This window comes from Ruegeria sp. A5, assembly GCF_056543005.1.
Window position 1 is genome coordinate 136,790 of sequence record NZ_JBQGAV010000005.1, and the last position, 13,615, is coordinate 150,404.

General features: G+C 58.1%; 15 protein-coding genes. 7 read left to right on the top strand and 8 right to left on the bottom strand.

The features are described 5' to 3' along the window. Positions 1-9: 9 nt before the first annotated feature. Complete coding sequence (gene greA, locus ACR0AY_RS13115) at positions 10-480, bottom strand: transcription elongation factor GreA (RefSeq protein ID WP_170408364.1); 471 nt, start codon at positions 478-480, stop codon at positions 10-12. A gap of 234 nt (positions 481-714) precedes the next feature. Then, positions 715-1,095, bottom strand: a complete 381-nt coding sequence (locus tag ACR0AY_RS13120; protein ID WP_170513859.1) for a VOC family protein — start codon at positions 1,093-1,095, stop codon at positions 715-717. Between the two features lie 89 nt (positions 1,096-1,184). Here ACR0AY_RS13120 and soxR point away from each other — a divergent pair, with 89 nt between their 5' ends. The 4 genes from soxR to ACR0AY_RS13140 all read left to right on the top strand — a co-directional run bounded on the left by soxR (position 1,185) and on the right by ACR0AY_RS13140 (position 6,048). Then, the gene (gene soxR, locus ACR0AY_RS13125; protein WP_480454250.1) at positions 1,185-1,640 is read left to right on the top strand and encodes a redox-sensitive transcriptional activator SoxR; all 456 of its coding nucleotides are present in this window, start codon (positions 1,185-1,187) and stop codon (positions 1,638-1,640) included. Positions 1,641-1,776: 136 nt separating this feature from the next. Continuing rightward, positions 1,777-3,423 carry an electron transfer flavoprotein-ubiquinone oxidoreductase gene (locus tag ACR0AY_RS13130; RefSeq protein ID WP_170513865.1) on the top strand — a complete coding sequence of 549 codons (1,647 nt, stop codon included), beginning with the start codon at positions 1,777-1,779 and terminating at the stop codon, positions 3,421-3,423. A gap of 104 nt (positions 3,424-3,527) precedes the next feature. Then, entirely contained in the window at positions 3,528-5,240 is a 1,713-nt protein-coding gene (locus ACR0AY_RS13135; protein WP_170513868.1) for a tetratricopeptide repeat protein, read from the top strand. Further along, on the top strand, positions 5,230-6,048 hold the full coding sequence (locus tag ACR0AY_RS13140; protein WP_170513871.1) for a 4-(cytidine 5'-diphospho)-2-C-methyl-D-erythritol kinase: 819 nt from the start codon (positions 5,230-5,232) through the stop codon (positions 6,046-6,048). The genes ACR0AY_RS13135 and ACR0AY_RS13140 overlap by 11 nt, the downstream gene beginning before the upstream one ends. On the opposite strand, the gene ACR0AY_RS13145 is transcribed toward ACR0AY_RS13140, so the two are convergent. Further along, complete coding sequence (locus ACR0AY_RS13145) at positions 6,041-7,039, bottom strand: polyprenyl synthetase family protein (protein ID WP_170513874.1); 999 nt, start codon at positions 7,037-7,039, stop codon at positions 6,041-6,043. The genes ACR0AY_RS13140 and ACR0AY_RS13145 overlap by 8 nt on opposite strands. 56 nt (positions 7,040-7,095) lie before the next feature. On the opposite strand from ACR0AY_RS13145, the gene ACR0AY_RS13150 reads away from it, so the two are divergent. From ACR0AY_RS13150 to ACR0AY_RS13160, 3 genes are all read left to right on the top strand, one after another. Next, positions 7,096-7,311: a putative signal transducing protein gene (locus ACR0AY_RS13150; protein ID WP_008755664.1), complete on the top strand. Its 216-nt coding sequence runs from the start codon at positions 7,096-7,098 to the stop codon at positions 7,309-7,311. Beyond that, a complete protein-coding gene (locus ACR0AY_RS13155; RefSeq protein WP_170513877.1) occupies positions 7,308-8,075 on the top strand; it encodes a methyltransferase in 768 nt (255 codons plus the stop codon). Before ACR0AY_RS13150 ends, ACR0AY_RS13155 begins: the two co-directional genes overlap by 4 nt. Before the next feature lie 124 nt (positions 8,076-8,199). Then, positions 8,200-8,364 carry a YdcH family protein gene (locus tag ACR0AY_RS13160; RefSeq protein ID WP_170395738.1) on the top strand — a complete coding sequence of 55 codons (165 nt, stop codon included), beginning with the start codon at positions 8,200-8,202 and terminating at the stop codon, positions 8,362-8,364. Between the two features lie 4 nt (positions 8,365-8,368). Here the strand turns inward: ACR0AY_RS13160 and yddG are convergent, their stop codons facing one another. From yddG to ACR0AY_RS13185, 5 genes are all read right to left on the bottom strand, one after another. Continuing rightward, positions 8,369-9,235, bottom strand: coding sequence for an aromatic amino acid exporter YddG (gene yddG / locus ACR0AY_RS13165; RefSeq protein ID WP_170423689.1), 867 nt, complete (start codon positions 9,233-9,235; stop codon positions 8,369-8,371). Further along, the gene (locus ACR0AY_RS13170) at positions 9,232-10,179 is read right to left on the bottom strand and encodes a transcriptional regulator GcvA (RefSeq protein WP_170513880.1); all 948 of its coding nucleotides are present in this window, start codon (positions 10,177-10,179) and stop codon (positions 9,232-9,234) included. Before ACR0AY_RS13170 ends, yddG begins: the two co-directional genes overlap by 4 nt. A gap of 303 nt (positions 10,180-10,482) precedes the next feature. Then, on the bottom strand, positions 10,483-11,205 hold the full coding sequence (gene phbB / locus ACR0AY_RS13175) for an acetoacetyl-CoA reductase (RefSeq protein WP_170513883.1): 723 nt from the start codon (positions 11,203-11,205) through the stop codon (positions 10,483-10,485). Between the two features lie 187 nt (positions 11,206-11,392). Continuing rightward, a complete protein-coding gene (locus ACR0AY_RS13180) occupies positions 11,393-12,568 on the bottom strand; it encodes an acetyl-CoA C-acetyltransferase (protein ID WP_170395746.1) in 1,176 nt (391 codons plus the stop codon). 194 nt (positions 12,569-12,762) lie between these two features. Then, a complete protein-coding gene (locus ACR0AY_RS13185; protein WP_170513107.1) occupies positions 12,763-13,596 on the bottom strand; it encodes an EAL domain-containing protein in 834 nt (277 codons plus the stop codon). Positions 13,597-13,615: the final 19 nt, after the last annotated feature.

Here is a 13,615-nt window from a genome sequence, read left to right on the forward strand (position 1 = left end):
ACGCTCCGGTCAGGCGTATTCGATATTCAGAACTTCATAAGAGCGCACGCCTCCGGGGGTGCGGACCTCGACACTGTCGCCTTCTTCTTTGCCAATCAGGGCGCGGGCGATGGGGGATTTGATGTTCAGAAGGCCCGCTTCGATATTGGCCTCATACTCACCCACGATCTGCCAGGTCTTTTCTTCGTCGGTATCTTCATCCACCAAGGTGACCTTCGCGCCGAACTTGATAGCCCCTGACAGTTTGGCCGGATCAATGACATCTGCCAGCGACAGGATGCCTTCAAGCTCTTTGATGCGGCCTTCGATAAAGCCCTGCTTTTCGCGCGCCGAGTGGTATTCGGCGTTTTCTTTCAGGTCGCCCAGTTCGCGGGCTGAGGCAATCGCCTCGATGATCGCCGGGCGCTCGACGGATTTCAGATTCTTCAGCTCTGCCTCGAGCGCGGCATTGCCCGAAGGCGTCATGGGGATCTTTTCCATTGTCTTGTCGTCCACGCAGAAATTGTTACGCCCCGCCGCACAATAGCGTCGGGGCGAAGGATGGGTTGGCAATTACCTGACCCAAATGAGGCGTGAATTGCAAGAGGGGAGGTGTGCGTTGTCAGTAAACTCGCAACTTAGCGCCGCCGTTCCGGGGGGCGGGTGCGCCTGTGGCGCTGTCCCAACAATTCTCCACTTCGCCAACGGCTGGCTTCGTGCCCAAGCCAAAGCATCTCAATCATACTGAACCACTTCGAATTCGATGCCATTGTCATCTTCGAAATAGAACCGCTTGCCTGGCTCATAGTCTGCGTGGTTGTGCGGTTCAAATCCCGCTTTGCGGACCTTTTCCTCGGTGGCGTCGATATCCTCGACCAGCACACCTACATGGTTCAAGCCGCCCACGTAATCATAGCTGCTTTCGCCTGATGGCTTGGGATCGCCGGGGGCGTAGAGTGCCAGATAGGTATGCGGGCTGCCCACATGCACCGTATAGCCACCGGCAATGGCAGGGCCTTCCCAGCGTGTTTTCCAGTCAAAGACTTTCTGCATCCACGCCGCAGATGCCTTTGGGTCGCGGACCGTGAAATTAGTATGTTCCAGCGTCGCCATCATGGGATTCTCCTTCCAATTTGAGGCTTGTCCCGACTCACTGTAATTTCTAAACCTAACTTTAGGTCAAGAGATTTCTTTGGGAGGATGTAATGGTTGTTTCGGAAGGTCTGGCGATTGGAGCATTGGCCCGGCGCACCGGGTTGGCGGTGTCGGCGATCCGATACTACGAGGCGCAAGGTTTGATATCTCCATGGCGTAACGCGGGTGGGCAGCGGCGTTATCAGCGCGCCGATATCCGACGGCTAAGCTTTGTGATGATCGCGCAGCAATTCGGTCTGACTTTGCCCGAGATCCGCGAGGTATTGTCGGGCTTGCCAGGGAACCGCACACCGACGCCTCAGGACTGGAAGAGTATCAGCGAACGGCTGCGCACGCATCTGGATCAGCGAGTCGATACGCTGATGCGACTGCGCGACAATCTGGATGGATGTATTGGTTGCGGCTGCCTCAGCCTGCCGAAATGCAAGCTTTACAACCCCGATGACAGGGCCAAATCCCATGGTAGCGGTCCCAGATACCTCATGGGGGACGCACCCGAAGCCTGAAGTGTCGAATAGCGGCGTTGTTACGCCGTGTTTCGATTGACCAAAGTCTTTATGACCATGTAATCAGCCGTGAAACAATATTGCGCCGACCGCATAAAGAAAGCGCCAATTCGGAAAGTTAGCTAAGGAGCCCGCGATGGCCGAGATTGAACGCGAAGCGATGGAATATGACGTGGTGATCGTGGGTGCTGGCCCTGCGGGACTGTCTGCGGCCATCCGTCTGAAACAGCTGGATGCCGACCTGAACGTCGTGGTTCTAGAGAAGGGTTCAGAAGTGGGTGCGCATATCCTGTCGGGTGCGGTGCTGGACCCTTGTGGTCTGGATGCTCTGATCCCCGATTGGAAGGAAAAGGGTGCCCCGCTGAACGTGCCTGTGCATGAAGACAATTTCTACATGCTGGGCGAGGCTGGCAAGATCCGCATCCCCAATTTCCCGATGCCGCCGCTGATGAACAACCACGGCAACTACATCGTCTCGATGGGCAATGTCTGCCGCTGGATGGCAGAGCAGGCCGAAGAACTAGGCGTCGAAATCTTCCCCGGCATGGCCTGTTCCGAGCTGGTCTACGGTGAGAACGGTGAAGTCAAAGGCGTTGTAGCCGGTGTATTTGGTCTGGAGCCAGACGGATCCTACGGCCCCAACACCGAACCGGGCATGGAACTGCATGGTAAATATGTCTTTCTGTCGGAAGGCGTGCGCGGCTCACTGTCCAAGGAAGTCATCGCCAAATACGACCTGTCTGCCGGTAAAGAGCCGCAGAAATACGGCGTTGGCATGAAAGAGATCTGGGAGATTGATCCAGCCAAGCACAAAGAAGGCTCGGTCACGCACACCATGGGTTGGCCGCTGGGCAGCAACGCGGGTGGCGGGTCGTTCATCTATCACCTTGAAAACAATCAGGTCTATGTCGGTTTTGTGGTCCACCTTAACTACAAGAACCCGCACCTGTACCCCTACATGGAATTCCAGCGCTTCAAGCATCACCCGATGGTGGCTGACCTGCTTAAGGGCGGCAAGCGTGTGGCTTATGGTGCCCGCGCGATCACCGAGGGTGGCTACCAGTCGATGCCGAAACTGGTCGCACCGGGTGTTGCGCTGTTGGGTTGCTCGGCGGGCATGGTCAACGTGCCGCGCATCAAGGGCAACCACAACGCGATGCTGTCAGGCAAGGCCGCGGCCGAGGCCGCCTATGATGCCATCAAGGCCGAGCGTTCGGGTGATGAGCTGACCGCTTATGAGGCCAACGTTCGCGATGGTGCAATCGGCTCGGATCTGAAGAAGGTGCGCAACGTCAAACCTCTTTGGTCGAAATACGGCCTGACCGCCAGCCTGGTACTGGGCGGTATGGACATGTGGACCAATACGCTGGGCTTCTCGCTGTTGGGCACGCTGGGCCACGGCAAGAACGACGCGGAATCGACCGAAGATGCCAGCAAGCATCAACCCATCGACTACCCGAAACCCGATGGCACACTGTCCTTTGACCGCCTGACGAACGTATCGTTTGCGGCCACCAATCACGAGGAAAGCCAGCCTTGCCATCTGAAACTGGCCGACCCGGACATCCCGGTTAAGGTCAACCTGCCCAAATTCGACGAGCCGGCACAGCGTTACTGCCCCGCAGGCGTCTATGAGATGGTCGAGGATGAAGACGGGCCGCGATTCGTGATCAACTTCCAGAACTGTGTTCACTGCAAGACCTGTGACATCAAGGATCCCAGCCAGAACATCACCTGGACTACACCGCAGGGCGGCGACGGGCCGAACTACCCCAATATGTAGGCAAGAACACGGGCGTTGGCAGGGTCGTGAAGGCTCTGCCATTGCCTCTCGCCCAGCAAAGCCCTAGCTTGTCGGTCAGTCAACGACAGCAAGGCAGATTATCAGTGGTTTCCCTGGTTCGACGCGCGGCTCTGGCCGTGATCCTCAGTTCTTCAATCGCGTTTCCTGCGGTATCGGATACCGGATCGGGGTCGTATCTGGCCGGGCGTCAGGCGATTTATGAGAGCGACTATCCCGCTGCCGAGCGTTACTATGCGCAGGCGCTTCGCGCTGATCCCCAAAACCCGAAACTGCTGGAAAACGTGGTCGTCGCCCGGCTCGCCTTGGGTGAGATTGAGCGGGCCCTGACCGTCGCCGAAGTTATCGAGGAAAATGAACTGCCCAGCCAGGCCGCTCGGATGGTGATCGCCGCCAATCTGGTGGCAGATGGCAAGCTGGATGAATTTCTGGCCCGCGATCCTGAAACGCAAGGGGTTGGACCGCTGGTTGATGGCCTGATGATTGCTTGGGCTCATATGGGGCAAGGCGCCATGACCAAAGCGATCGAACAATTTGACGTTGTTACCACGCAGGAAGGTCTGAAAGAATTTGCACTTTATCACAAGGCCATGGCGTTGGCGTCAGTCGGAGACTTTGAGGGGGCCGAGGCGATCCTTGCCGCAGATGATGGCCTGGTCGCCCGTTTTTCACGCCGGGCTGCGCTGGCGCGTGCCGAAGTGCTGTCGCAGCTGGATCGCAACGACGATGCGCTGGAATTTCTGGATAACGTCTTTGCCGCCGGCAGTGATCCGACCATCGAAGGTTACGTCACCCGGCTGTCTGATGGCGAAACGCTGCCCTTTACCCATGTCCGTTCTGCACAGGATGGCATGGCCGAGGTTTTCTTCACCGTTGGCGCTGCGCTGAGTGCCGAGGCCGCGCAGGATTATGTTCTGCTATATGCCCGCGTCGCGGCCTTTCTGCGGCCTGACCATATTGATGCGCTTTTGCTAAGCGCTGAGTTGTTGGATGGGCTGGAACAATATGATCTGGCGGTTGATGTCTATCGGCAGGTGCCTCCGGACAGCAGCGATTATCATGCCGCCGAGCTGGGGCGCGCCGAGGTCCTAAGTCGCTCTGACAGAAAAGAAGCTGCCGCCGAGGTCCTGCAAAACCTTGCCGCTCAAAGCCCTGATTTGCCCGGTGTGCATGTAGCTTTGGCCGACCTGCGGCGCCAGCAAGAGGACTACGCGGCAGCGGTCACCTCTTACGACAAGGCGATTGGCCTGACGGAAGAGGGTGCAGGTGGAAATTGGTTCCTGCATTATGCCCGCGGGATATCACATGAACGCCTGAAGAACTGGGAAGAGGCCGAGGCCGATTTCCGCCGCGCGCTTGAGTTGAACCCGGACCAACCACAGGTGCTGAACTATCTCGGGTATTCGCTGGTCGAGCGGCGCGAGAAATTGGACGAAGCGTTGAATATGATCGAACGCGCCGTCGCAGCGCGCCCTGACAGCGGCTATATCGTTGACAGCTTGGGCTGGGTGTTGTTCCGCCTGGGCCGGTACGACGAAGCAGTCGACCACATGGAGCGCGCCGTTGAGCTGATGCCGGTCGATCCGGTGGTAAATGACCATCTGGGCGATGTTTACTGGGCCGTAGGTCGCGGGCGTGAAGCCGAGTTCCAGTGGAAACGAGCCCTGTCTTTCATTGATCCTGAAGATACCGACGGCGAAGCCGATCCTGAACGCATCCGCCGCAAGATTGAAGTCGGATTGGATGCGGTTCTGGCCGAGGAAGGTGCAGAACCCCTGAAGGTCGCCAATGAAGGCTGAGGCATTTGCCCCCGCCAAGATCAACCTGACCCTGCATGTGACCGGCCAACGCGCGGATGGCTATCATCTGCTTGATTCGTTGGTTGCCTTTGCCGATGTTGGGGATCAGTTGAGCCTCAGTTCCGGCCCCGAGCTGTCTCTGTCGGTCACGGGTGAGTTTTCGAATGGCGTACCGACCGATGATCGCAATCTGGTCTGGCAGGCCGCCGAGGTCGCAGGCTGGACCGGTCGCATTCATCTGAACAAACAACTGCCGCACGGTGGCGGTGTCGGGGGCGGCTCCTCGGATGCTGCGGCGGTTTTGCGCACCGTGACGAAGGGGGGAGAGTGGCCCGATAGCGTGCCGCTGTCGCTCGGCGCGGATGTCCCGGTATGCGTACACGCCGCGGCAGCGCGTATGCGCGGGATTGGTGAACAGATTGAGCCGATGGCGTTGCCGCCCCTCCCGGCGCTTTTGGTCAATCCGGGTATTGAAGTTCCCACCGGCCCGGTGTTTTCCGCTTTGCACAGCAGAGACAACGCACCGATGCCTGCTAAGATCCCTGCATTCAAAACTCCGGAAGACTGCGCCACGTGGTTGCAGGTTCAGCGGAATGATTTAGAGGCACCTGCAATATCTGTAGCGCCGGATATTGCGGAGGTCATAGCGGCGTTGGAAGACACCCGAGACGCGTTGATGGTTCGTATGTCGGGTTCAGGCTCAACCTGTTTCGCACTTTATCCAACGCTCAAAGCAGCCCATTTTGCCGCCTATGAGATCGGCGCGGCCCAACCCGGCTGGTGGTGCCGCGCAACGACGCTCAGTTAAGGCGCGATACGACGTAATCGGCCAGATCGCCTAACAGGGTGCGGATTTCGTGATCCGGAAGAGGCGCCAGCGCAGCCTTGGCCTTGGCCGCCCAACCAAACGCATCCGTGCGGGTTGCGTCCAGCGTGCTGTATTTGGCCATCAGTGACAAAGCGTGATCCAGATCGCCCTCTTCCTGCCGTCCGCGACCGATCGTCCGTTCCCAAAACGCGTGTTCCTCGGCAGTTGCCTGAGCCACGGCTTTGATCACTGGCAGGGTCAATTTGCGTTCACGGAAGTCGTCGCCGACGTTTTTGCCTGTGGCCGCACTATCGCCCTGATAATCCAAAAGATCATCTGCGATCTGGAACGCGATTCCAAGCGCATCGCCATAGTCATACAGCGCCTTGACCTGAGCCTCAGTCGCGCCTGCGATCACACCACCCACTTCGGTTGCAGCAGAAAACAGTGCCGCTGTCTTGCCGCGCACAACCTGCAGGTAGACACTTTCATCCGTGCCCAGATCGGTGGCCGCTGTCATCTGCAGCACCTCGCCTTCGGCGATTGTGGCCGACGCATTTGCAAGGATATCCAGAACCCGCAACGAACCGGTTTCGACCATCAACTGAAAGCTGCGGGAAAACAGGTAATCGCCAACCAGAACACTGGATTTATTGTCCCATAGCAGGTTTGCCGTCGGTCGCCCGCGCCGCTGCCCGCTTTCATCTACGACATCGTCATGCAGCAGGGTTGCGGTATGAATGAACTCAACCGTTGCAGCCAGCTTGACGTGATGGTCGCCTGAATAGCCGAACAGCTGCGCCGCCGCCAGGGTCAGCATCGGGCGCAGACGCTTGCCGCCCGCCTCGACCAGGTGCGCGGTCACTTCGGGAATGCGCGGGGCGTGTTCCGACGCCATACGCGTCCGAATCAGCGTATTTACTGCTGCCATTTCGCCCGCAAGCATCTCTGCCAGACGCTCATGCGGTTTCGAGATCGTGCTGACGTTCATCACTCTCCTGATACAAGGCTCGACATCCCTGTCACCTTGCCCTTACATCCATCCCCATGAAAGAACTATTGCGCAGCACCGATCCGACAATCCTAGCCTTTGCAACGGCTCTCCTTGAGGGCGAGGATATAGACTGCTTTCAGATGGACGTAAATATGAGCATCCTAGAAGGTGGCATCGGAATCTTTCCCCGTCGCCTGATGGTGCGGGCAGATGATCTGACCCGCGCCGAACGGGTCATGCGCGATAACGAGATCCCGCTAGGGCGATGAGCAGCTTTTCCGACAGTGATCTGACCTGCAATGATTTTCTGGGCGGGCGTGTGCGTCTGTGGCAGCCGCGCTCAGGATATCGTGCAGGGGTCGATCCGGTCTTACTGGCGGCATCGGTGCCGGCACAAGCTGGCCAGTCGGTGCTGGAATTGGGCTGCGGGGCAGGGGCTGCTATTCAGTGCCTAATGGCGCGAGTGCCGCACCTGAAGGCAACTGGGGTTGAACTGCAGGCTGGCTATGCAGATCTGGCCCGCCGCAATTCGGAACAAAACGCAGCGATCACCGTGGTTGAGGCGGATTTGAACGCACTACCGAATGATCTGCGACAAGAACAGTTCGATCATGTGATCGCCAATCCGCCCTACTACCGGGCAGGCGCGCACAGCCCTGCCACCGATGCGGGACGGCAGATCGCACTGGGTGAAGACACGCCGCTTGAGGACTGGATCAATGTCGCCGCCCGACGTCTGGCGCCGCGCGGTTATCTTCACATGATCCAGAGGGCAGACCGGCTGCCCGATATGCTTGCGGGGTGCGCGGGCCGCTTGGGCTCGATTCAGGTGCTACCTCTGGCCCCCCGTGCGGATCGCGCGTCCGAGCTGGTGATTTTGCGTGCCAGAAAGGGCGGGCGCGCCGCCTTTCGGCTACACGCACCGCTGATTCTGCACCTCGGTGACCGGCACGTAGAAGACGGCGAAAGCTATACCCCAAAGGTTTCGGCGGTGTTGCGCGATCGGGCGGATTTGACCGGGCACTTTGCCTGATCGGCAATGACCAGCCGAATTTGTCGGATTTATTATAGATTTCGTGCGTCTGCAGCGTGACAGGCTGGAAATGATGTGATCAACTTCTTACGTGACACTTACAAACCAGAGAAGGAGGACCGCCATGAGCGTGAGCGCACATCTGACGGAGTTGAAGAAAAAACACGAAATTCTCGGTCTTGAAGTGGAAGAAGCGCAACGCTCACCTGGTATTGACGATCTCCATATCGCACAGCTGAAGAAGCAAAAGCTGAAGCTAAAAGAAGAGATCGAGCGCCTGTCGACCTAAGGTTCTAGGCCTTCAGGCTGGCGCGGGCCGCGATGGCAGCGCCACCGGTGACAAACAAGGCCGCGATCGCCAGGCCCCAGGACGGGGCGGCGATCCCGGCCAGAACCAACACAAGCGTCGATAGCAAAGGTGCCGCGTATGAGGCGGTGCCCAGTATTTGAATGTCCCCGCGCTTGACGCCGATATCCCAGACATAGAACGCCAGCCCAACCGGTCCCAGGCCAAGTGCAAAGGTCGAGGCCCAGCCAAATGTGCCTTGCGGCCAGATCGTTTCTTCCACCGTGAAATGCAAGGCCCATGAGGCGATCGCCGTCAAAATGCAGAACACCGCGACCGAACTTGTCGGCACATCACCCAGCCGTCGCGATAGAACCGAGTAGCTGGACCATGTAAGCGCGCACAGCAAGGCCAGCCCGTAGCCGGGCAGATGCTGGACCTGAAACCCTGCGCTGCCACCACCCGTGATGATGACGGCGGCTCCAGCAAAGCCAAGGCAGGCTCCGATAAGGTGACCAGGTTTCAGATGTTCTCCGGGCAGCAGACCTGACAGAAGAACGATCAGCAAAGGCCAGAGATAAGCGATAAGCCCAGCCTCGGCTGCAGGGGCCATGCGAAGGGCTGAAAAGTACAGCGCGTGGTAGCCAAAAAGGCCAATTGATCCAAGCAGGTATGTCGTCCACGCGACCCGGCGCAGTTGAACCAGCCCGCCGCTGGCGAATGTCCAAATCAGACCCAGCGTACCGCCGATGGTAAAACAGATCGCGTTCAACAACAAAGGCGGCGTCGGGGCCGAACCCACAGTGAACAGCGCCAGCAGAGACCACAGCAAAACGGCGACAAAACCAATCGCGGTCGCGCCCATTCTGCTCATTCACCAGCTACCTTCTCAACAGGGATGATTTCAAACTCATCCGATATATGCGCGGTCTTTTCAATCTCGGAAATGAACCAGTCGCGGAACGCTGCGATCTGCGGTCGCTTCTCTGCCCCTTGCAGGCAGAGGAAACGAAATCGCCCGGCGGTCTCCAGTGCCACTTTGAACGGCGCGACCAGTCGCCCTTCGGTCAGGTCTTTCAGGATCATGGCGCGCCGCCCCAGAACCACGCCCACCCCGGCCACGGCAGCGTCGATGGCGTGATCGGCGTTCGAAAAATGCGCCCCATGGGTCGGAGTGAAATCCAATCCAACCGCACGGAACCACGCGGGCCAGTCGCAACGCGGCTTGAGGAAACTGATCGAATCGTCGTGGATCAGGGGGGCGTCGCGCAACGACGCAGGCGTGGGGAATTGTTCGGCCAGCTCCGGGGTCATAACCGGTGTCAGCCATTCCTTGCGGACGGGAACCGAATAGAGCCCCTCATCCGGCCCATAGCCAAAGCGGATCGCCACGTCCACGTCATCGCGTTCAAGGTCCATGTTGCGCAGAGTGGCCGAGAATTTCAGGTCAATCCCCGGATTTGCACGGGCGAACTCATAAAGGCGCGGAGCCAGCCATTTTGCTGTCAGGGCAGGGCCTGCTGTAACCGTGAGGCTTGTTTCATCCTGCAGCCTCCGCGTCGCTTGCCACGCGGCTTGCAGGGCGGCAAAGCCATCTGCTGTTCCGGGTGCCAATGTGCGCCCAGCTTCGGTCAGCTCGACGGCGCGATTGAGCCGGCGAAACACGGGGTGGCCCAGATGCTCTTCTAACGACTTAATTTGAAAGGACAGGGCCGCAGGTGTCACATTCAGCTCCTCCGCCGCCTTGGCAAACGACATATGTCGTGCGGCGGCATCGAAGGCGCGCAAAGCAGTCAGCGGAGGCAGGCGGTCGGTCATGACGGTTAAGTTTTTCTGAACTGAAGGATCGAAAACTCTCGTTTGTGCAATTTAAAATCAAAGGCCATGTTAATGGCAAGACAAAACCAACTTGATTGAGAAGGGTTCAGCATGATCGAGATGACAACAAACCCAGCCATTCAGAACGCCATTCACCGCGCGCATGAAGAGCGCGGCAAGGCGGTTGTAGGATTCTGGTCCTGGCTATTCGGTTCCCGCTGATCGCAGCGCGCGTGATCTTACGGGATAAAAGAAGGGCCGGTCCTTGATGGACCGGCCCGTTTTCATTCTCAGGTCGTCGGTTTAGACGAAGAACTGTGCACCGTTTGCGGAAATGGTCGAGCCGTTGATGAACTGCGAATCGTCCGATGCCAGGAAGGCGACGCAACGCGCGATTTCTTCCGGTTCACCCAGACGACCAGCCGGGATTTGGCCGATGATCGATTCGCGTACTTTTTCCGGCACCGCCATAACCATTTCGGTCGCGATATAACCGGGGCAGATCGCGTTGGCCGTGATACCGGCCCGCGCACCTTCCTGCGCCAGAGATTTCACGATGCCCAGATCGCCCGCTTTGGTTGCGGCATAGTTGACCTGCGCAAACTGGCCTTTCTGACCGTTGATCGAGCTGATCACGATGATACGACCAAATTTACGCTCGCGCATACCCGGCCATACCGGGTGCACGGTGTTGAAAACACCAGTCAGATTGGTGTCGATGACCTGATGCCACTGTTCAGGTGTCATCTTGTGGAACGGTGCGTCGCGGGTGATACCGGCGTTGGCGACCACGATGTCGATCGGGCCAACCTCGGTCTCGACTTTTTCGATGCCCGCTTTGGATTCGTCGTAATCCGCAACATTCCATTTATAAGTTTTGATACCGGTTTCGTCGGTGAACTTTGCGGCGGCTTCGTCATTGCCTGCATAAGTGGCGGCAACATTGTATCCTTCGGCCTTCAGCGCCTTGGAAATTGCTGCGCCGATGCCGCGGGAACCGCCGGTTACGAGTGCTGTACGTGCCATTTAGGACTCCTCCAAATTTAGTCGTCTTGGTAATTCTGTTACTCTGAGCGTTAAGGATGCGCAATATCGTTTCGTGATCGATCTTGTCTTTCTGTCCGGCGATATTGTCGCATCTATGGGGTATGATCCGATTGTAACAAAAAAGGGCGCCCAGTGGACGCCCTTTTGTATTTAGTTTTCAGCGCACTTAGTCACGCTCCACACACAGGGCGACACCCATGCCGCCGCCGATGCAGAGGGTCGCGAGACCTTTCTTGGCATCCCGGCGCTTCATTTCGAACAGCAGGGTGTTCAGAACCCGGCAGCCGGACGCGCCGATTGGGTGTCCGATGGCAATTGCACCACCATTGACGTTTACGATCGACGGATCCCAACCCATGTCTTTGTTTACAGCGCAGGCTTGCGCTGCGAAGGCTTCGTTTGCTTCGACAAGATCCAGATCATCGACCGACCATCCAGCTTTCTCCAGCGCCTTGCGCGAAGCGTAGATCGGGCCAACGCCCATGATCGACGGGTCAAGTCCGGCGGTCGCGTAGGATGCAATTCGGGCCAAGGGCTCAATCCCACGCTTTTCGGCATTCTCAGCCGACATCAGCAGGGTGGCAGCGGCACCGTCATTCAGGCCCGAAGCGTTTGCGGCCGTGACAGAACCGTCCTTGGCGAAGGCGGGGCGCAGTTTGCCCATGGCTTCGATTGTCGCGCCGTGGCGGATGTATTCGTCCTTGTCCATCACGATGTCGCCCTTGCGGGTCTTGATGGTGAAGGGCACGATTTCATCGGCGAACTTGCCAGCGTTCTGGGCCGCTTCGGCTTTGTTTTGCGAGGCGACCGCAAATTCATCCTGCATATCGCGGCTGATCTGCCATTTCTCGGCGACGTTCTCAGCCGTTTGACCCATGTGATAGCCGTTGAAGGCATCCCACAGACCATCGCGGATCATCGTGTCGATGTATTTCATGTCACCCATCTTATGACCGGCGCGCAGGGCGGCGGCATGGGGCGACAGGGTCATGTTTTCTTGTCCACCAGCCGCAACGATGTCGGCATCGCCCAATTGGATATGCTGTGCACCCAGAGCAACAGCACGCAGACCCGAACCGCAGACCTGGTTGATGCCCCAAGCCGCGCTTTCCTGCGGCAGGCCCGCATTTATATGCGCCTGGCGCGCTGGGTTCTGACCTTGGGCGGCAGTCAGGACCTGGCCCATGATGGTTTCGCTTACTTCGCCCTTGTCGATCCCGGCACGTTCGACAACTGCTTCAAGGACGGCAGCGCCCAGATCATGTGCGGGGGTGTTCGCAAACGAACCGCTAAAGCTACCGACGCCCGTACGTGCGGCGGATGCGATTACTACGTTGGTCATAAAGTCAATCCTTTACCGTCATGGTCCTGTGGGAAATCTGACGGCGCGGTTTGAGGAGAAGTCTTCTCCGGGTGCAAGAGCGCCTCGTGATCCCCCGCTCAAGCATCTTCTGCAATAACGCAATGCTGCATCTGCAGCAACGGACAGCTTGTCTCAGAGTGAGCCTTGGCGGTGTTCCGCGCGACCAGCTGCTATCAACTGCCCGTTTTTGCGGCTTTTTCCGAGCTCCAGGGCGGAGTGACTGAAGGCGCCCCATATAGGAAGCCCTGCAGACAATCGACACCGTTTGCGATCAGGAAATGAGCATCTTCGTCACTTTCGACCGATTCGGCGGTAACAAGAATTTCGAATTCCCGCGCAACTGCAATCAGTGCGCGCGCCAGCGATTGATTGTCGGGATTGCTGCTGATGCCCCTGATGAACTGCCCATCGATCTTGGCGGCATCGAACAGAAATTCACGAAAGTGGCGAAAGCCAAAGTTACTGGCCCCAAAATCATCCAGCGCAAAGGCGATACCGCGGGCTTGTTGGCGATCCATGAAATCTACCACCAGTTCGGGCACCTGCATCGCCGAAGATTCTGAGATTTCCAGAATCAACCTTTCGCCCAAGCTTGCGTCTTTTTTCAGAAACCTATCCAGCACACGCGACCAGTTGGAATAACCGATGGACCGCGCGGACATGTTGATCGACAGGCGGATGCCAGGGTTGCGGATCAGAGTGCGCAGCCCCATTTCAAGCGCGACGCAATCAAGGTCCCGGCCAATTGGCGTGTTCTCAACCTGTGGCATGAACTCGCGCGCGGGGATGACGCGGCCGGTTTCATCCAATACACGGATGAACCCTTCGTAGAACGCGATTCCCTGAGGAGGATGTGCTTGAACGACAGGCTGGAACGCCAGCCTGCATTGTCTATGCTTTACGGCTTCGGTCGCCATCTGTACCACCGATCGATCCCGTGAAGTGACGGCGGCGCTCAAAGGGTCGTCCGATCCCTCGGGCAGGTCTGCGCGTTTCCTGTTTCCCATGACGTACCGTTCCCCTGAT